This window comes from Leptospiraceae bacterium, from assembly GCA_015075105.1.
Lineage (GTDB): Bacteria > Spirochaetota > Leptospiria > Leptospirales > Leptospiraceae > JABWCC01.
The window spans coordinates 171,952-191,696 of the sequence record JABTUZ010000001.1; the positions used below are offsets into that span (position 1 = coordinate 171,952).

At 35.8% G+C, this 19,745-nt stretch carries 21 protein-coding genes and 1 tRNA gene; 19 read left to right on the forward strand and 3 right to left on the reverse strand.

Annotated elements, in window-relative coordinates; translation table 11 throughout:
- Window positions 1-18: 18 nt before the first annotated feature.
- A complete protein-coding gene (locus HS129_00865; protein MBE7410608.1) occupies window positions 19-921 on the reverse strand; it encodes an alpha/beta hydrolase in 903 nt (300 codons plus the stop codon).
- Window positions 922-1,318: 397 nt separating this feature from the next.
- Here HS129_00865 and HS129_00870 point away from each other — a divergent pair, with 397 nt between their 5' ends.
- The 19 genes from HS129_00870 (at window position 1,319) to HS129_00960 (ending at window position 18,164) form a co-directional block, all read left to right on the forward strand.
- Window positions 1,319-2,587 carry a hypothetical protein gene (locus HS129_00870; GenBank protein ID MBE7410609.1) on the forward strand — a complete coding sequence of 423 codons (1,269 nt, stop codon included), beginning with the start codon at window positions 1,319-1,321 and terminating at the stop codon, window positions 2,585-2,587.
- Window positions 2,588-2,686: 99 nt separating this feature from the next.
- The gene (locus HS129_00875; GenBank protein ID MBE7410610.1) at window positions 2,687-3,373 is read left to right on the forward strand and encodes a hypothetical protein; all 687 of its coding nucleotides are present in this window, start codon (window positions 2,687-2,689) and stop codon (window positions 3,371-3,373) included.
- Window positions 3,370-4,944, forward strand: coding sequence for a HEAT repeat domain-containing protein (locus HS129_00880; GenBank protein MBE7410611.1), 1,575 nt, complete (start codon window positions 3,370-3,372; stop codon window positions 4,942-4,944). The genes HS129_00875 and HS129_00880 overlap by 4 nt, the downstream gene beginning before the upstream one ends.
- Window positions 4,945-4,997: 53 nt before the next feature.
- Window positions 4,998-5,071 (forward strand) — tRNA-Ile (locus HS129_00885).
- 31 nt (window positions 5,072-5,102) lie between these two features.
- Window positions 5,103-7,022, forward strand: coding sequence for a threonine--tRNA ligase (gene thrS / locus HS129_00890; protein ID MBE7410612.1), 1,920 nt, complete (start codon window positions 5,103-5,105; stop codon window positions 7,020-7,022).
- A 61-nt stretch (window positions 7,023-7,083) separates the two neighbouring features.
- Window positions 7,084-7,620 carry a translation initiation factor IF-3 gene (locus HS129_00895; protein MBE7410613.1) on the forward strand — a complete coding sequence of 179 codons (537 nt, stop codon included), beginning with the start codon at window positions 7,084-7,086 and terminating at the stop codon, window positions 7,618-7,620.
- Window positions 7,621-7,638: 18 nt separating this feature from the next.
- Window positions 7,639-7,842, forward strand: coding sequence for a 50S ribosomal protein L35 (rpmI, locus tag HS129_00900; GenBank protein ID MBE7410614.1), 204 nt, complete (start codon window positions 7,639-7,641; stop codon window positions 7,840-7,842).
- Window positions 7,842-8,195, forward strand: a complete 354-nt coding sequence (rplT, locus tag HS129_00905) for a 50S ribosomal protein L20 (protein ID MBE7410615.1) — start codon at window positions 7,842-7,844, stop codon at window positions 8,193-8,195. The genes rpmI and rplT overlap by 1 nt, the downstream gene beginning before the upstream one ends.
- A 60-nt stretch (window positions 8,196-8,255) precedes the next feature.
- On the forward strand, window positions 8,256-8,873 hold the full coding sequence (locus tag HS129_00910) for a hypothetical protein (GenBank protein MBE7410616.1): 618 nt from the start codon (window positions 8,256-8,258) through the stop codon (window positions 8,871-8,873).
- Between the two features lie 22 nt (window positions 8,874-8,895).
- The gene (locus tag HS129_00915) at window positions 8,896-9,186 is read left to right on the forward strand and encodes a cell division protein ZapA (protein MBE7410617.1); all 291 of its coding nucleotides are present in this window, start codon (window positions 8,896-8,898) and stop codon (window positions 9,184-9,186) included.
- 12 nt (window positions 9,187-9,198) lie between these two features.
- Window positions 9,199-9,744, forward strand: coding sequence for a 5-formyltetrahydrofolate cyclo-ligase (locus tag HS129_00920; GenBank protein MBE7410618.1), 546 nt, complete (start codon window positions 9,199-9,201; stop codon window positions 9,742-9,744).
- A gap of 46 nt (window positions 9,745-9,790) precedes the next feature.
- Window positions 9,791-10,261 (forward strand): purine-binding chemotaxis protein CheW, encoded by a 471-nt coding sequence (locus tag HS129_00925; GenBank protein ID MBE7410619.1) that lies wholly within the window; start codon window positions 9,791-9,793, stop codon window positions 10,259-10,261.
- Window positions 10,262-10,273: 12 nt separating this feature from the next.
- Entirely contained in the window at window positions 10,274-13,375 is a 3,102-nt protein-coding gene (locus HS129_00930; protein ID MBE7410620.1) for a chemotaxis protein CheW, read from the forward strand.
- Window positions 13,375-14,436: a chemotaxis response regulator protein-glutamate methylesterase gene (locus HS129_00935; GenBank protein MBE7410621.1), complete on the forward strand. Its 1,062-nt coding sequence runs from the start codon at window positions 13,375-13,377 to the stop codon at window positions 14,434-14,436. The genes HS129_00930 and HS129_00935 overlap by 1 nt, the downstream gene beginning before the upstream one ends.
- Before the next feature lie 2 nt (window positions 14,437-14,438).
- Window positions 14,439-14,801: a response regulator gene (locus HS129_00940; protein MBE7410622.1), complete on the forward strand. Its 363-nt coding sequence runs from the start codon at window positions 14,439-14,441 to the stop codon at window positions 14,799-14,801.
- A gap of 12 nt (window positions 14,802-14,813) precedes the next feature.
- Window positions 14,814-15,599, forward strand: a complete 786-nt coding sequence (locus HS129_00945) for a segregation/condensation protein A (GenBank protein MBE7410623.1) — start codon at window positions 14,814-14,816, stop codon at window positions 15,597-15,599.
- Window positions 15,596-16,192 (forward strand): SMC-Scp complex subunit ScpB, encoded by a 597-nt coding sequence (gene scpB / locus HS129_00950; GenBank protein MBE7410624.1) that lies wholly within the window; start codon window positions 15,596-15,598, stop codon window positions 16,190-16,192. The genes HS129_00945 and scpB overlap by 4 nt, the downstream gene beginning before the upstream one ends.
- 5 nt (window positions 16,193-16,197) lie before the next feature.
- On the forward strand, window positions 16,198-17,286 hold the full coding sequence (pheA, locus tag HS129_00955) for a prephenate dehydratase (protein ID MBE7410625.1): 1,089 nt from the start codon (window positions 16,198-16,200) through the stop codon (window positions 17,284-17,286).
- Window positions 17,283-18,164 (forward strand): prephenate dehydrogenase, encoded by an 882-nt coding sequence (locus HS129_00960; GenBank protein MBE7410626.1) that lies wholly within the window; start codon window positions 17,283-17,285, stop codon window positions 18,162-18,164. The genes pheA and HS129_00960 overlap by 4 nt, the downstream gene beginning before the upstream one ends.
- Window positions 18,165-18,166: 2 nt before the next feature.
- On the opposite strand, the gene HS129_00965 is transcribed toward HS129_00960, so the two are convergent.
- Both HS129_00965 and HS129_00970 read right to left on the reverse strand, forming a co-directional pair.
- A complete protein-coding gene (locus HS129_00965) occupies window positions 18,167-18,811 on the reverse strand; it encodes a class I SAM-dependent methyltransferase (GenBank protein MBE7410627.1) in 645 nt (214 codons plus the stop codon).
- A gap of 110 nt (window positions 18,812-18,921) precedes the next feature.
- Window positions 18,922-19,716 carry a hypothetical protein gene (locus HS129_00970; protein ID MBE7410628.1) on the reverse strand — a complete coding sequence of 265 codons (795 nt, stop codon included), beginning with the start codon at window positions 19,714-19,716 and terminating at the stop codon, window positions 18,922-18,924.
- Window positions 19,717-19,745: the final 29 nt, after the last annotated feature.

Genomic DNA, 19,745 nt, shown 5'->3' on the forward strand with positions numbered 1-19,745 from the left:
TTATAGTGCGGTGCATTATTATAGATATTTACCGTAGTATTCTTGAACTTTCTTTTTTATAAGGTCAGGATCTTTTTGCCAAAGTCTTGTGTGTCTTCCGTCTTTGATTGTGATAAGCTCTTTAGGATTTTTTGCATTTTCATACAGCTCCTGACCCATAGAATAGGGAACTGTAACGTCTGCAGTCCCGTGTAATATCAAAACCGGTCTCGGACTGATTTTACCGATATAGGCTTTTGGGCTCATTTCGTTTAAATTCAAATTCCCTCTAAGCTCATAGAGTAAAGACACGATCGGGAGTAGAGGGTATTTTGGAAGACCGTAGTCATTTTTTGCGTTGATTGTAATTACGTCATAAAAGTCAGAAAACCCGGAATCGAAAATTCCTACTTTGATATCCGGATGCTCTGCCATAAAAATAATAGAAGTTGCAGCACCCATAGAGAATCCGAGTATTCCAATAGAGTTCATTTTTTTTACTTCTTTCAAATAGTTGTACGCAGACTCTACATCTTTTCTTTCGTGGTAGCTCATAGAACTGAAACTTTTTTGGCTTTCACCACAGTTTCTTAAATCCGGCATGATTACGTTTATTCCAAGCTCGTGGATCGCTTTTACAAATCGCAAACCCTCTCTTCTTGTAGCTCCTCTTCCGTGGATTGAAATTACTGCTTTTGAGCTTTTTTGTTTGGAAGGAATGTACCAAGCACTTAAAGTAAAACCATCTTTTGTGTGTAGCTCGATATTTTCAAAATCCAGCCCTAGATCAATTTTCGGATCGTTGCAAAATACGTAGTGTTCTGGTTTGCAAGAAGAAACTTTTGTGTACATGAGTACAGAGGAGAAATACCAAGCTCCTCCAAATAGTGCGAATGAAAAAAGAATTAAAGCTGCAATCAGTGTTCGTTTTATAATTTTCATAAGACAGGTGTGGGTTATTATTCTCCAAAATAAGTGTAGTCTATCATTTTTGAATCGAACTCGAAAATGATTAACCCAGTTTGTATAAAATTCGTTTGAAAATCAAGGGAAAAATTTTAAAAATTCAAGGTATTTTTAAAAATAGATTTTATTTATGAGCTTAACGGTGTTTTTTTAAAAAATCAGACCCTATAAATCGTGTCAAAAATTATGAAAAATCGACAAAAATAGGTCGCAAGGGCAATTCTGACACAAAAATAGATTTTTTTTGTAAAAAAATCAAAAAAATATTGCAAGAATTAAGGATAGCTGTTATAATAAACAAAGTTTACTTTTTTTTCAAGGTTGATGTGGCTTGAAAAAAAGATAAAAACAATGCTAAAGGAGAAATTAAGGAATGAAGAATAGAACATATTTGGTGTTCGGTTTGGTTTTGGCTGTTGCAGCAAGCTCGGTAAGTGCCCAAACTATTCAGCAATTATTTGCAAAGCCTGGCGTAGTAGGGGATTCATTAAGCCAAGGGTTTTACGGGGCAACAGTAGAGGAGAAAACCCAAAACTGGGCATATCCGGTACTTGTTGCAAAACAAGCAGGGAACGGGGTTTCGTATAACGTATTAAAGGGACCGTTTATCAACTTAGAAGATGTTTTAAAAGGAAACTGTGGACCTATTTGTATTGCGAGTGCGATTATCGGGGGAAACAAAAGCACTGTTTCTTTACCTACTCATGCGGGTATCACCGGTGGAGAATACACATCGGCTCTTAGAACAAGCGGTAAATGCGAAGACATTACTGCAACCAAACAAGAAAAAGATTGGTATTGGAAAAATTGGTACACTTTTACCTATCGTTGGGTAACTGTTGCTGATTGCAAAGACCCTGATAAATTTCACCAGTTTGGCTTAAGAGATGCGGGAACTCAAACACAGATCATGGAAAAAGTAAAGCCGACTTTTCTATTTGGTTCGATCGGTGCAAACCACGTTTTATGTACTGCACTCGGCACAAGCACGGCTTGTCTTGACGACGCAAGATTCTATAGAGACGTAAGAGAGTTTTTTAGAAGAATGGCGGCTATGAAGAGCTTGAAAGGTGGAGTTGTGTTCTCAGTTCCAAACGTTACTACGATAGGATTTCTAGAGCAATACAAAGACCCATCTGGAAGAGCAAATTACACCGGATTGAAAGCATTTTTCAGAAATTCTGTTACAAGCCCTGACCATGTATTAGATGCAAACGAAGTTGCAAGAATCGTTCAGTCACTTAACATTATCAACAATGAATTAAGAGCACAAGCTGCAGCAAATAATTTAGCTTTTGCCGATTTAAAAGTAGTATTTGATGATATTAAGCAAAACGGAAGAAGAATTGCAAGCCCTACCGGCTGGAGTCCTGGAAACGGACAAGCAGGATGGCCTCTTCCTAATAAACCCGGGGTATTCGGGTTGGATGGTGTGCATCCGAACCAGTATGGTCACGCAGTTATGGCAAATGAGTTGATAAAGTCAATCAATTCTAAATACGGTGTGAACATTCCTCAGGTAAGTGAATACACTGCATGGTATTACGATTCACTAAACAGAAACCCTGTTGATTTGAAAAACTTCTTAACACACACACTTTTTGGACAGTTTATTTCTTGGATCATAGGCGTATTCACCTAAGATTTCTGAAAACTTAGGAAATTTACGGCTTTGTGAGAAACTTCGCAAAGCCGTATTTTTTTTGTTTACATCATTACATAATAAAAAGAGAATAACAACATGAAAAATAAGAATCTATTAATCTATATAGTGATTGGAGTTGCAGTTCTTTTGGTTGCCATTTTATTCTTTGTTCCTGGTGAGAAAGAAAAAAAGAAGACAGACGTTTCAGTAAGGGATAAGATTAAGATTTCTACAAAGGGTGTAGTGATCGACGATCCATATTTTCCTGATGCACCTCATCCTTCATCCGAAGACCCAAAATTAGAAGCAGAGGCAGAAAGACTTTGGCCGCATGCGTTGAAACCGGGTCCGACTGACAAAGACAGAGAAAAAATCAGAGAAGAATGGAATCGTTTTTCGGCAAAGTACCCTAAAAATTTATATATACCAAATGAATACAAGCCACCTCAAACTGAAAAAGAAGCAGAACAAATTCGTAAAGAGTTGGATGTCTTTACAGAGGTTGATGCGAGTTTTGCTTCACAAATTGCTGCAAATAAATATGCAGAGCCCGGCTCTGAAATGAAAACCCCGAATGAGCCTAAAGTAACTCCTGAGCAACAAGCGACTTATTTTTCTTATAAAATTCGAGAGCTTGAGTCAAGAATCCAGCTCGTAGAATTTATGATGGAGTCAGGAGAAATTGATCAAGCACAGTCCAATATAGCTAAAAATGATTTGGCTGTATGGAGAAAGGAGTTAGAAACTCTAAGGAAAATAGCGAAACAAGTTCCGGCTTCATGAAAAATCAAATTGTTCCAAAATGGATAATTTTCGGATTTGTGATGACTTTATTTTTTTGCAGTGGGCCTCCGAAACCAGATTATTTACCCGTTCCAGTCGAAGAAGTTCGCTCCAATGAAGAAATTGAAAAATCACTCTGGTCTGAGGAATGGTCTGAAAAAACCCAAGCAATTGTAGAGTTGTCTCAAAGAAACTACCGAAAAGTAATTCCAAAGATTCGAGTATTTTTAAAAGACAAAAATCCTGCGGTTAGGGGAACGTCTGCAATTGCGCTTGGTACATACCAAGACAAAGAGTCCACCATTGCTATCGGTAAAATGATCCAAAATGACAAAGAAGTGACCTCTGATATTTTGATAGATGCCCTTGCGAGAATGAAAGACCCAAGAGGTGGAGAATTTGTACTGCCATTGCTTGAATCAGAAAATAATATTTTTCGATTGCAGGTTGTTGACTCTCTTGTTCAGATGAAAGCTGGTTTTTTGGGTGAAAAAATTCTTAGTATGGCTGTGAAAAACAAAGACATAGAGAAAGCAAAAACATACTCGATGGCGCTTGGTCAATTAAAGGTTCGATCTTCCGAGAATTATTTAATCGCCTTAGCAGAAAAAACAGAAAGCTCTCCCACTCTTGCAGCAACGTATTTGGCTCTCGGAAGAATTCAAAGCAAAAAAGCTATCCCTGTATTGAGTAAAGCAGTCGGTAAGGATTTTCCTAAAGGGCGTGAAAATTCTGTAGAAGCCCTTCTTGCCATAAATGATCCATCTTGTTTGAGCTATATGTTCCCATATTTATCCGACAAGGAAAAAGAAGTACAATACTATTCTGCAAATGTAATTGCAGGAATTCCTTCCAAGGAATCCGGTCCAAAACTTTTAAAAGTATTAGATGAAAAAGGAAAAGAAGTCGCAGGCCCAGTATCTTTTGCAATCGGAAGATTAAAATACGAGCCAGCCAGAAAAAAATTAGAGAATATTTTACTCGATACCTCTTATCCTGATAGAGAAGAAATCGCTAAGTCTCTTGGTTGGATTGGAAACAAAGAAAGTGTGGCGGTTTTAATAAAAGTGTTAGAAGAAAAAAATGGGGAAGGCAGGTACGGTGCAGCTTGGTCTTTAGGGGTTTTGGGTTCTGAAGATGCGTTAGAGCCATTGATTCAAGCAGCAGGAAGTCCTGATCGAAAACTTTCTGCAATATCCATAGAAAGCTTAGGTCTATTAAAGTCAGAAAAATCTTTGCCAATTTTACGAAGTAAAATGAAAGCTGATCCAAATTTAGCCACTTTTGTAGTGAGTGCATTGGTTTCAATTCCGGGAGAAGAATCAAGATTGCTTTTGGAAGAATACGCTCTTCACAAAGATCCGATCATTCATCAACCAGCGATTCAAGGGTTGGGTCAGAGAAAAGAGATTGAATCGGCTCACGTGTTATTGAAATTAATAACAGGGGACAACCCTGAGGTAGTAAAAATTTCTTATTTGGCTCTAACATCTATCACAGGGGAGAAGTACCGATCCAGAAATGAATGGATAAACTGGTATGTGAAAAAGTTTGGAAAACAGCCGGAGTAGTACTCAAAAAAAGTTTACGTTTTGACTATCTCGAAAAATCATGGTTTAAAAAGGGGCCTGTAGCTCAGCTGGTTAGAGCACACGCTTGATAAGCGTGGGGTCATGTGTTCAAATCACATCAGGCCCATTCCTTTTATTTATTTCACGATTGAAAAACTATGTCTCAACTTACAATTACACTTCCTGATGGCTCAACTAAGTCTCTTGAAAAAGGAACAAAAATCTCCGAATTCGTAAAGTCTTTCAGTGTATCTCTTTTTAAATCGGCTTTGGCTGCAAAAATAGACGGACGTAGTGTTGATTTAAGCGAATCTATAGAATCCAATTGCAAATTAGAAATTATCACTTACGATTCTAAAGAAGGCAAAGAAGTATTTCATCACTCTAGCGCGCACCTATTGGGTCAAGCAGTGCAAAGATTGTGGAAGGATGCAAAGCTCACTGTGGGTCCGGTCATTGAAACTGGGCCTGGATTTTTTTATTATGATATAGATTTTCCTTCTACTACGATTACGCCGGATGACCTTCCGAAGATTGAAAAAGAAATGGAATCTATCGTAAAAGAAAACCTACAAGTAAAAAAAACAGAACTAACAAAAAAAGAAGCTATAGAAAAATTTAGCGAACTTGGTGAAAACTATAAAGTAGAAATAATTTCAGGGATTCCTTCCGAAAAAGTTACTCTCTATGGGCAAGGAGAGTGGACTGACCTTTGTAGAGGCCCCCATATTCCGAATACCGGGCTTATCAAGGCGTTTAAGCTGACTGCAATTTCAGGAGCCTACTGGAAGGCTGATAAAAATAACAGGATGCTTCAAAGAATTTATGGGGTTTCGTTTTCTAATAAGAAAGAATTGGAAGAGTATTTTTTTAGAATTGAAGAAGCAAAGAAAAGGGATCATAGGAAGATCGGAAAAGAAATGGATCTTTTTTCTTTTCAGGAAGAGGCACCGGGTTTTCCATTCTGGCATCCGAAAGGGACTGTGCTATGGAATACATTGGCAGACTATTTAAGAGTAGAGTGTGCAGAAAGAGGTTATCAGGAGATTCGAACTCCCGCAATATTGAACGCAAATCTTTGGACACTAAGCGGTCACTCTGAAAATTATAGAGAGAATATGTATTATACCGAGATAGATGAAGAGGACTATGCGATTAAGCCGATGAACTGTCCCGGTTGTTGTTTAATTTACAAACACCACTTGCATTCTTATAGAGAACTTCCGCTTAGGTATTCTGAATTGGGGATGGTACACAGACACGAACTTCATGGGGTTTTACACGGGCTGTTTCGAGTTCGTGCTTTCACGCAAGACGATGCTCATATTTATACTCCAATAGAATTTGTAGAATCAGAAGTTATTTCCATTATTGATTTCACACTCGAAGTGTACAGAAAATTCGGATTTCACGAGATTAAAACTTTTATAGCCACCCGTCCAGAAAAATCAGTAGGTAACGACAGTGATTGGGAGACAGCCACAAATACTTTAATTTCATCTTTAAAAAAGAAAAATATTGAATATGCGATTAAAGAGGGAGAGGGTGCCTTTTATGGACCTAAAATTGAATTCAATATCAAAGACAGTATAGGCAGATATTGGCAGTGCGGCACGATTCAAGTCGATTTTTCTATGCCTGAGAGATTGGGTTTAGACTATACTGCAAGCGACGGAAAGAAACATGTTCCGGTTATGCTCCATAGGGCGATCTACGGCTCTTTAGAGAGGTTTGTAGGTATTTTGATCGAGCACTACGAAGGTAAGTTTCCACTTTGGCTTTCTCCAACTCAAATCAGAATACTTACCGTTTCGGATAAGCAAAAAGAGTATGCGAGAGAGTTAAATGATAAACTAATCGAGATTGGTTTTCGCTCTGAAACTGACCTCCGAAATGAAAAAATTGGACTGAAGATTCGTGAATCTATCTTAAAAAAAGCCAATTATGTCTTAATCATAGGGGACAAAGAAGTGGAGGGTGGGTTAGTATCAGTAAGGAAAAGAGGAGAGGAGGAAACAATTTCTTATTCAAGTTATGAATTTTTAGAGCATTTAAAAACAGAGTTGTCGAATAACTAAATAGAAAATGCTTGAAAAGTTAAATAGTTTTGAAAATATGGGATATTACCGTGGAGAATGAATGCTTAAAAAGCCGCCAATTAAAGTAAACGAAAAATTTTCTGGTCCAAGGATCAATGAGCAGATTACAGGGGTTTCAAAAGTACGATTGGTTTCTGACGAAGGATCAGAAATTGTAGATTTTAACGAGGCTTTGAGGCGATCAAGAGAAGTAGGTTTAGATTTAATAGAAATTTCAGGGGATCAGGAAGTTCCTGTTCTAAAAATTTTTGATTATGGAAAATTTAAGTTTGAATTATTAAAGAAATCGAAAGAAGCTAAAAAAAAGCAGCATGTCGTAACGATCAAAGAGATAAAAATTCGCCCCAGAATTGATATTCATGATTATGAGATTAAAAAAAGGCAAGCGATTGAATTTTTAGCTAAGGGAGACAAAGTAAAAGTCACTCTTAGATTTAAAGGTCGAGAAATGGCGCATACAGAGCTTGGAATGAATGTAGTGAATCGAATGATTGAAGACTTAAAAGATTCTGGGATTCCAGAAAAAGCACCTGTGCATGACGGTAAACAGATTGTAGTGATGATGAGTCCGAAATAAAAAAAGAGGAAAATAGAAATGCCAAAAATGAAAACTAACAGAGCCGCAGCAAAGCGTTTTAGGTTTACAAAAGACGGAAAAGTAAAACGTGCTAGTGGATTTGCAAATCATAATCTTTCTAAAAAATCTCCAAAAAGAAGAAGAAACCTAAGAAGAACTAGTCTTTTGGATGAAAGAGATGTAAATTCAGTAAAAAAATTAATGCCTTATGGAGATAGATAATGGCAAGAGCGTACAACGGAACAATTCATAAAAATCGCAGAAAGAAAATTCTAAAATCTGCAAAAGGTTTTAGAGGCGGGAGATCCAAGCTACTCAGAACTGCAAAAAGCGCAGTAATGAAAGCCGGTCAGTGGGCTTATCGCGATAGAAGGGCTAAAAAGAGGGATTTTCGATCTCTTTGGATTATCAGAATTAATGCTGCTGTTAGAGAAAATGGGCAAACCTATTCTAAATTTATGCACTCTTTGAAAAAACTAGGAATTGAATTAGACAGAAAGGCTTTGGCTAATTTAGCATACAATAATAAGGAAGTTTTTTCTGCAATTGTTGAGAAAACTAAATTAGCTGTATAAATTTGCTTGTATTAATTATTAAAAACTTACACTATCGTAAATTTGGTAGGAGAGGTTAGGATGATAACATTGGAAACGATCGAAGAATTAGAGTCTCGAATTGTAAAAGCTATTGAACTCATTGGAGATTTACGGACTGAAAACGGTCGTTTAGAGTCCGAAAATGAAACGCTTCGTGCTGAAAATGATCAGATGAAGCTTGCCATGGAAGAGAAGGAAAGGGAGCTATCTAAGCTAAAAAATCAGCTTCAAGAAACTACTACCGAATTAAATGATTTGAAAGATAGAGAATCCAAGTTAGAGGGCAAGATCAATTCTCTGCTCTCCAGATTAGATGGTTTATCAGGTGGCAGCCCGGTAAAGTCAAATACAGATTCTAATTCTACTCCGGCTTCTAATTCATTTAGTTCGCAACCTTCACCGGCGGCAGTAAAAACTTCTCCTCCCCCCTCTGAATTAGACGAAGACGATGAGATTATTTTATTAGACGATGAAGAGTCAGCACTCGATACAGAAGAAGAGTCTGTGCCTGTACAGGATTCAAGCTCGAAGGCAGCTGAAAAAGAATCGGAAGATGATACAGACATTATAATTGATGAGGATGATACGGACACGATTGATGTGTTTGATGCGGACGACGACGATGATTTCTTGATAATTGAGGAAGAAACAAAATAATCTTTTTCATGGTTTTTAGTCTGTGAAAGTAGAGGCTAAAATTTATGGATCTGAATATTTAATTTCTGGTTCAGATTCTAAAGAATATATACTTGAGCTAACAGACTATGTAGATCAAAAAATGAGAGAACTGGCTGCGATGTCGCCGGGTATTTCAGTTCAGAAATTGGCTGTTTTGTCTGCCGTAAATATTGCTGACGAGTTGTTTCAAGAGAAAAATAACAAAACACACTCTATTGATAGAAAAGTGGAAGAAAAAACTAAGAAACTGATTTCCCTTCTTGAAGAAGGAATAGTCGGTGATAGCTTCTAAAGTTTGTAGTAAGTGATTCAAAATCCTGAAAAAATAAGACAAAGAGAAATTCAAAAACAAAATATTGTGCTTGTGAAAGATAAAGAATCCAAACAAGCCGAGATTTTTCGTTCTCTTACTCAGATAATCCAAAACAAAAAAGTGGTATTGGCTTACAGAGCGATTCAGTTTGAGGTAAATTTGGATTCAGTCTTAGACAGCCTTAACCAAGATATAAAAATATATTATCCGAGGGTAGCCGGTTCCAAGTTAGAGTTTGTGTGTCCAGATTCTTGGCGAAGTGGCAAGTTTTCTATTCAAGAGCCGGTAGGTGAGAGAGTAATTTCTTTAGACAAGGCAGATTTTTGTATTGTTCCAAGTTTAGGCTTTAATAGAAATGGGTATAGACTTGGGAGGGGAGGGGGGTATTACGATAGAACTTTGGAGGGATTCTCTGTAGAAAAGATTATCGGTCTTAGCTTTTGGGAGAATTTTCCGGTTGAATTTCAGGAAGAGAGCCATGATATTCGAGTTAGCAAGCTAATTACAGATAAAGAAGTAATTTTTTTTAAAAATTAGAAAAATAAAAAAGCCGATAATGAAAGCATATACAAGGTGAGACAAATTGAGAGAAATTGCAGAAGAAACAACCCCAAGTGAGTCTATTGCGGAAGAGACCCAGTTTTTATCTTTTCTAATCTCTAACGAAGTTTTCGGAGTGGATCTGCTTCGAGTGCATGAGATTTTACGCCTTGTCTATGTTACTAGGATTCCAAATGTAGATGAATCTATCATTGGAGTAGTAAATCTTAGGGGAGAAATTATCCCTGTAGTGGATTTGAAGAAAAAATTTGAACAAGGGTTTACATCGATCACTCCTACAGCTCGATTTATTGTAACAGAAATAGGAACTAAAAGAGTTGGAATTTTAGTAGAGGAAGTTAGACAAGTTATTAAAATTCGGAAAGATTCAATTTCTGAAATTACAGACAGTCTGTCCTCAAATTTTAACAATTTAGTGGGTCATGTCGGTAGAAATGAAGGGCGACTTGTTTTATTAATAGAATTAAGTAAAATTATTCAACTGGAAGAATAGAAGGAATTTACATTGTCAGGAATTTTAGGCGAATATACAGAGGTCTTTTTAGAAGAGTCAGAAGATCAAATAGAAGAATTGAATTCTAATTTATTGATTTTAGAAAAAGATCATAATGACCGGGAAATCATTAACGATATTTTTAGAGCTGCGCACTCCTTAAAAAGTTCCGCTGCTTTTGTCGGGTTGTACAATCTCTCTGATCTTGCTCATAAGATGGAGAACTTACTTCAGAAAATCAGGGAAGATAAGTTAGAAGTAAATCTTCAGTTGGTAAATCTTTTGTTTGAGTGTTTTGATTTAATTAAAGAGGTAATTGATTCAGTCGGAAATGGCATAAAAGTGGATACTGACTTTTCAGAGATGATAAAAAAGTTAGAAGATTATGAATCCGGTTCATCACCTACTGTGGAGAAAAAATCTACTCCAACAACAAATGGAACAGGGAAGCCAACTGAAACCGAAAGGATTTCAAAGGAAGCTCATCAAATTTCTGTAATCGAACTTGAGCCGGAAGAGGAGAGAGACCTCGAAGAAGAAATCAAGGAAAAGAAAGTCAAAGTTTTTGATATAAGCGTAAAGTTAAAATCCGACACTCCGATGAAAGGTCTTAGGTTTGCACTGATCTTGCAGAATTGCAAAGACTCCGGTATAATATTCAAATCCAGCCCTGATGACGAAGAGCTTGAAAAAGGAACTGATAGAGATTCCATCGAATTTATATTTATTTCAGGAAAAAGCGAAAAAGAAATTCAAGAGTTACTCATCGTTGACATGGTGGAGTCTATACAAATTCAACTAAGAGTGGTTCAATTACCACATCTTGAAAAGCAGGTTGAACACGTAGAGCATCGAAAAGAATTTGCGATTCCAGATAAGGATGTAGAAGGGAAGTCGGTTGTAAAAAGTATCAAAGTAGCATCAGAAAAATTGGACCACTTGATGAACAATGTCGGAGAATTGGTAATAACAAATTCCGGTTTTCAGAAAATTTATGATGACTTGATAAAAAATTTTGGTGAAGATTCTCTGTTCGCAGAGTTGAAAAGTAAAATCGACCAAATCAATAGGATTTCAAAAGATTTACAAACCGGAATCATGAATACTCGGATGGTTCCGATTGGATCAGTGTTTAATAGATTCACTCGTTTGGTTAGAGACCTTTGCATTGAGACAGGGAAAAAAATTGAATTGGTTTTGCAAGGAGAGAATACGGAATTAGATAAAAAGGTTGTAGATGTAATTGGAGAGCCTTTGATGCATCTGATTCGAAATTCTATAGATCATGGAATTGAGTCTCCTGAAGAAAGGATAAAAAAAGGAAAACCGGAAACAGGCACGATTCGCTTGAATGCTTTTCAGGGAGGAAACAACATCATGGTAGAGATTTCCGATGATGGCAAAGGATTGGATCGAGAAAAAATATTAAATAAAGCTGTTAAAAATGGACTAATAACTTCAGAGGATGGAGCAGGTTTGCCGGATAGTGAGGTCTATCAATTTATTTTTGCTGCAGGGTTTTCGACTGCAGAAAAAATTACAGATATTTCCGGTCGCGGGGTCGGGATGAATGTAGTGAATAAGCTAATTCAAGAGTTCAAAGGGAAAATTATCATCAATTCTATATCCGGTCAGGGAACATCTTTTACTCTTTGTTTCCCTCAAGCACTTGCAATCATCTCTTCCATTCTCGTAACTGTGGAAGAAGAAATGTATGCCTTTCCTTTATCGGAAGTTGTAGAAACTATTCGGGTGAATAAAGACCAAATTACTACTTTAGAAGGTCATGATATTATTAATTTAAGAGGTGAAGTTCTTCCTATTTATACGTTAAGTGCAATGATTGGATTGAATCCAAATCGAAGTGTCACAGAGGTGCCAATCGTTATTGTAAATTATAATTCCAGAAAACTTGGGTTTATTGTAGATGATTTAATTGGCAAACATGAAACAGTTATAAAATCTTTAGATAAGAATTACAAGAATATCCAAGGTCTGACAGGAGCTTCTATTATGGGGGATGGTACGATCATCTTGGTCTTGGATGTGCCGGGTCTCGTGGAGATGTCGTCAATTAGAGATTCTCAAATAGATACAGAGTTTGGTGCTAAACTTATGAAAAGACTGGGTGCGTCAAAATCTCTCGATATGGATGATTCTGATTCTATTCTAAAAACGCTAAACCCTACAAATGTATTCAATGATAAGTTATTAGAAATTCTTTTAAAGGACAAATCTCGTCAAAAAAGAAAGAAGGCAGAGCAGTCAAGAAAACTTATCTCAATAGAAGAAAGTGTTACAATCTCAAAACCTGATTTTGTGGTAGAGGACTCAATTCAGTCACCGGTTCTAAAGATCGAATCTACAGAAAATGAAAAACCTGTATTAGAAATTGTAGCGGTAGAGCCAGAAAAAGTTGAGCCTAAAGTTGAAGATGTGGAAAAAGAGAAAGAAAAAGAAATCATTCAAAACTTTAGAGCACAAACTCAAGAAAGGTTTTCTACAATTCTACCAGAAAGACATATCAATGAGCTTCTTACAAAAGAAGAAACTAAAAAATTAGAGACTATAGTCAATACCGGTATGATGAATGCAGGACTTGTTCTTTCTCAATTAGTGGGATCCAATGTAGAATTGTATATTCCTGAAATTTCATTGACTGATAAAGAAGAGCTAATTCAAAAAATTCCAAATCTTGCGGATCACTACTTTGGTTTAAAAGTTCGTATGAATGGAGACCTTAACGGTAATTTACTTATGATGTTTTCTGAGGAAGTCGGAAAAAAATTATCGGATGATCTATTGAAGTCAAAAGAAAACACTCTAACAAAAAAAATATCCGATGACTCAAAGTCGGTGCTTTCCGAGATTTCTAATATTGTTTGTTCGAGTATTATTAATTCACTTTCCAACAAATCAAAGTCTCAGATCATGCCTTCAGTCCCTGAATTTATTTCAGGCTCATTTAGGGAAGTGCTGGATATAGTGAAGCCTGAAAAGACAAGATTTTTAATGATGCATACAGAATTTATTCACGAAGGCGGGAATTTGCTTGGCGATTTACTCTTCCTTCCAGATTTTGACGAATTAGTAAAACTTATTTCTAAAATGTAATGCTTTCTTCAAATTCAAAAATTAAAATTCTAATCGTCGATGATTCTGCTTTGGTTAGAACGATTATTTCCGATCTGATCAAAAATGAACTGGACATGGAAATTGTAGCAACGGGGAAAACCGGTACAGAATGTGTTGAGCTTGCTATGAAACTTCAACCCGATGTGATCACCTTGGATATTGAGATGCCTGTCATGGATGGGTTGACAGCTCTCGAAGAAATGAAAAAAAGAAATATAAAAATCCCAGTCATTATGATGTCTGTTTTAACCCAGCACGGGGCAGAGGCTACATTCAAAGCCTTAGAGCTTGGTGCAATTGACTTTGTACCAAAACCATCTTCCGGGATGAGGTTGGAGCTTGGAGAAATGGGGGATTTGTTGAAAAGTAAAATTCGCGGATATTTCTTTCGAGACAAAAAACAGGAAATAACCGTAGAAAAGAAAATTTCGGGTTTTTCTACCCCAAGGAAAAAAGAAAAAATTAGAGCAATAGGGATTGGAACTTCAACAGGAGGCCCGAACGCACTCCAGATTTTATTTAAAAGTATCCCTAAAAATTTTCATTTACCAATTTTTATAGTTCAACACATGCCCCCCGGATTTACTAAGGCTTTTGCTTCGAGGCTAAATTCCATATCGGAAATACAAGTAAAGGAAGCTGCCCAAGGGGACATAGTTCAACCGGGTTGTGCGTATATAGCTGCCGGGGATCACCACATGAAACTAGAAAAGACTGAAACAAATATTTCAATTGAATTAGATAGGGGAGAGCCTGTCAATGGACATAGACCGTCGATAGATGTTACTTTTGACAGCTTAAAGTCCTTTTATGGAGCTTCTTTAGTCGGTATAATTATGACGGGTATGGGTAGAGATGGAGCTGAGTCGATTAAATCGATCCATGATATTGGTGGGGCGACAATTGCGCAAGATGAAAGTACATCGGTAGTGTTTGGAATGAATAAGCAGGCAATAGATATTGGGGCAATTGATTGTGTTGTGCCCGTTGAAGCAATAGTTCAGAATATGATTAGATTTATAGAAGAAAGAGGAATATAAAAATGGCCAGAATACTTGTAGTGGATGATGCAAAATTCATGCGGACTTTAGTTAAAGACGCTCTTACCGCAGCAGGCCATGAAATAGCCGGTGAAGCTGAATATGGAAATATTGCAATTGATCAGTACAAAACTTTAAAACCAGATCTGGTTACTATGGATATTACCATGCGAGAAAAAGATGGGATCGAGGCAGCAAGAGAAATATTAAAAATGGACCCAAAAGCAAAAGTAATCATGGTCACTGCACTCGGACAAGAAGATCTTCTTGCAAAAGCTATTAAAATGGGAGTAAAGGATTTTGTTGTGAAACCTTTTCCTCCTGAAAGATTGCAACAGGCCGCTGCGAAGGCTCTCGGTATCTGATTATATCCTTAAATGGATTTTACTCTTTCAGGGAAGGACGATGAATCTTTGTTTCTTGTCAGGTGGAATAATTCAGAAGGCGGACTTTCTGAAGGGCCTCTTTCTTTATTGTGGAATTTAATCGAAAGCTATAAGATTGATATTTTCGACGTTTCACTTTCTAAGATTACGGAAGACTTTATTAATTTTGTAAAATTTTCAGAGAGCCTTTCTATAGAATTAGGAGCAGAATTTTCTCTAACCGCAGCCAATCTGATTTACTTAAAATCAAAAGCTCTACTTCCTAATCCCGGATTTGAGGAGGAGAACTATGAGCCTCCTTTACCCAAGGAATTGGTTGCAAAACTATTGGAGCACAAGAAGTATCAAATGGCAGCAGGAAATCTTTCTGAATTAGAAAAAATCAATTCTGGAGTTTTTAAGCGAGAAACGAATCAGATTCTTATGAATTTTGGTGATGACGAGAATTGGTTGGATGTGAGTCTTTTGGATTTAATATCTTCGTTTAATAAAATTTTAGAAAAAAACTCCGTAAATAACGAAACACCTGATTTTTTGATAGCTTCTCAAGAATACTCAGTTGACGAAAAAATTGACTATCTTCAAGGTCTTTTAAAGATAAAGGGAGAATTTCTGTTTTTTGAAATGTTTGAAAGTGACGAGCCTAATCTCAACGAAATTGTTGTTTCCTTTCTTGCACTATTGGAATTAGTGAAATTAAAAACAGTGAAAGTAACACAGCACAAAATGTTTGGTGATATAAAAATTATTAGAAATCTTACAACTGAAATACAATGAATACGAAAAAAATATACAATAAGGGACTTGTAGAATCGCTCATATTTTTGTCTTCCGAGCCTGTGAAGTTAACTTCTTTATCGGACTCGTCCGGTCTAGAGAAAAGCGAAGTCAGAAATATCGTAGAAGAATTGATTTTAGATTATTCAGAAAAATCTGGAGGGTTCTTGTTGAAAGAAATTGCAGGTGGCTACCAATTTCTCACCAATGAAATCTACCACGAAAAATTAGGAAATATATTTAAAGAAAGAAGAAGAGAAACTCTGTCACGCGGGACTTTAGAGACTCTTTCTATAATTGCTTATAAGCAACCGATAACATTGCCGGAGATCGAAGAGACTAGAGGAGTTTCATCTCGCGCGATGGTTACTACTCTACTTTCAAAAAAATTGATTAAGCCCATAGGGCAAAAAGAAGTTCCTGGAAGACCTACATTGTATGGAACTACTCCTGAGTTTTTAATCCATTTTGGATTGAGTAAGTTATCTGATCTGCCGAGTCCTGTAGAAGTAAAAGAATTAAAATTTGATGAATTGGAAGATTTTCCAGAAGAAGATTTTATTTCTGAAGAAAATACAATAGAGGAGGGCTAAAAAAGATTATGGAAAATGAATCTAAGCTTTCTGAATTTAGAAAGGAAATTGATGTTTTAGATGAACAGATCGTAAAGTCCATTGAAGAGAGGGCAAAGATTGCTTCTAAAATAGGAGAGCTTAAAAAAGAGTCTAATGTTCCGGTTTATAGACCGGATCGAGAAAGAGAAGTTTACGAAAAAATAAAAAAACTGAACAAGGGGCCCCTTCCTCATTCGTCTATGGTTTCGATATACAGAGAAATCATGTCAGCTTCTATTTCTCTTGAAAAAGGTTTAGTGATTGGTTATTTAGGTCCTGAAGGTTCTTTTTCTAATCAAGCAACCAGAATGCGTTTTGGGGCTTCAATTCAATCCGTACAATTTCCATCCATTCCAGAAGTTTTTCGGGCTGCGGAGTCAGGGAAAATAGATTATGGAGTTGTGCCGGTTGAAAATTCAAGTGAAGGTCTTGTGAATTCTACACTCGATCAGTTTTTGATTTCAGATTTATTGATCTATTCAGAAATTTATATGAAAATCTCAATCGCTTTACTTGGGTTTGAAACAGATATATCTAAGATAAAAACAATTTACGGAATAAAAATTGCAAATGAGCAGTGTAAAAATTGGATTTTGAATAATCTTCCAAATTGTGAAATTGTAGAAACATCATCAACGGCTAAGGCGGCAATGATAGTTTCAGAAAAAAAAGAAGGTGCAGCTATTGCTTCGAGTATCGCTGCCGAGATTTATGGGCTGGATATTCTTAAAGAGTCTATCGAGGACTTGACGAATAATTCTACAAGATTCTTAATCATAGGGAAAACTCAGTGTAACCCGACAGGTAACGACAAAACTTCAATTGTATTTTCGATTCCGGACAAACCCGGTGGACTCTATCTTGCTCTAAAACCTTTTTTTGAAAATAAGATCAATCTTTCTAAGATAGAATCTAGACCGACAAGAAGAAATTCATGGGAATACAATTTCTTTATAGATTTTAATGGTCACGAAAAAGAAAAAAAAATCCAAAAAGTTTTAAGTGAGCTAAAATCTCAAAGTACATTTCTACGAATCCTTGGGTCTTATCCTGCATCCGAGCAAATATTTTGAAAATAGGAAATATTTTAATTTACGGAATGGGGTTGATGGGAGCTTCTCTGTCACTCGCAATCAAAAAAAAATTTCAAGACTCTAAAGTTACGGGAGTAGTTAGAAGTTTTAGTAGCAAAAAAGAAGGAATCGAAAAAAAAATTGCAGATGAAGTGTACCTCGAAGAAGAATTTTTAAACTCTAATTCATGGAATACATTTAACCTTATTATTTTTTCGCTTCCTGTGGATAGCACAGTTGAAAAAATCCAGCGCATTCCAGATGACTACAATGGCTTTATCACAGATCTCGGATCTACAAAATTAGAAATTATTTCTGCGGTAGAAAAAAAATTTCAAACGAAACACAATTATTATTCCTCTCACCCTATGACCGGATCCGAGCAGGCGGGTTTATCCTACGCTTCAGATGATTTGTATGAGAATAGACTCTGTATTTTGACCTCTCCCCAAAAAGTAAGTCTTGAATCAGTAGAATTTATAAAAAATTTTTGGGAAATACTTGGGATGAAAACGGTTGAGATCGGGGCAGTGGATCACGATGAAATTTTATCCTATTTATCTCATTCACCTCATATAATTTCTTCTCTACTTGCAATATGGGCGTTCGAGAATAAAAAGGTTCAAAAATTTACAGAGATTTCTCCATTACCTATTATTGGTGGCGGGTTTAGAGATATGACAAGAATAGCAGGCTCGAACCCTGAGATGTGGCAAGCTATTTTCTCTACCAATAAGGAAAATCTAAAGAAGGCTTTGATAAATTTTCAGAATGGGCTGAATGATCTAATTTCTGAATTAGATAAAGATTCAAAAAATTTCTGGATAGAGTATTTTAAAAAAGCAAAAAATTCGAAATCAGAAATTTATAAAATCTAAATTTATTCTTTTTCTTCAGTGGCTTTGAATATCTGAAAGGATTGTTTTGGCAAAAATTCAAAAAACTCAACTCTCTTCAACCCGCACTTGACTAAATTGTCTTTGATTTTGTCTGGGTCGGTGTAATGATTGAATAGAGTAGTAAAACTATAGAAGTTTGTTTTTCGATAATCAATAACTGCGATTCTCCCATTTTTCATTAGAGCTTTTTTTAAATTACAGAAATATTTTTCCGGTGAAGGTAAATGGTGGTAAACATTTCTAATAAAGATCAGATTTATAGATTTTTCTTTTAAGTTTGGATCATTTTCTTTTGCTAAAACAAATTCAATATTGGAAAGTTTTTCTTTTTCGGCTTCATTTTTTATATAGCTCAGTAGTTTTTCGTCTGTATCCACTGCATAAACTTTTCCATTTGCACCAACTTCCTTAGAAAAGCGAAAAGCAAAATACCCGCCTCCCGATCCAATATCGGCAATTGATTCTCCTTGCAGGATTTTTAGGTTTTGGATTACCTCATTCGGCATACTTTCTTTGTCGCTTGCGTGCCTATTAAAAAAATCTGCCTTATACTTGCCTTTGCAATTAAAAGAGAAAGAAATTAGAACTAAAACATAAAAAATAGAATGTGTCTGCAAATAACGCATAGAATCCCTCTTAATAAGAAAGATTCTATTTTAGAAATTGTGTCAAATCAATCTTTGTAAAATAGAAAAAAATTTCAGAGTTCCGGAGATGAATTTTTTAAAAAATGAATTCATGCTACTTTTCTTTCACAGAACTTTCTTTGAATTCTTTTTATAGTTTCATTGTAGATCATCACTACTCTGTGGGTTGGTATTTTAAATAATTCACCTAATTCTTTAAATGTGATATAGCAGGCAGGCTTTTCTAAAAAATTAATGATCTGTTTTTTTCTGAGTTTTAATTCTTCTATATCGGTATAACTTTTATCAAATATTCTTCGGTTGATAGAATTCAATTTTCTTAACATTGTATCTACTTGGTGATTGTATTTTTGAATACTTTGAAAATAATCGTTATAGAAAGAATTTATTTTGATTCCATTTTTTCTTAGAGTGTTTTCTAAAAAAATTTTACTTTCTAAGTCTAACTCTATATTGAATCTTAAACAAATTACAACTTTAGAAAATTGAGAGCAATTTTCTAAAGTACTATGCACTTTAAACTTAGATTTATATTTTTTAGTTTTAGAATTCATGTAAATTGTTTCGTTCCATAGTGCTAAATAATCTTGGTTTTTTTGTTTTCTGTGAATCCGAAGCATGTTTAGTGTCAGGTGCTTGCAGTATATATTAAAAAAGCTCGGAAATTGTGTGAGTGGATTGTCCCTGAATAATCGAATACACTCGTCTTTTTTCTTTTGAATTAAAAAATACATTTCTGACTCTAACCCATCTCTGATATGGAATATATCTCTTGCGTAAGTTACTATCCATATCCCAGCAATTTTCAAAAATGGTTCCAATTTTCCGGTGGCTTTAAAATACTGCACAGATTGAATTAGCTCAATATTACTCGGTTTTTTCATTTCCATAATTCAGAAAATTTTTGAAAATA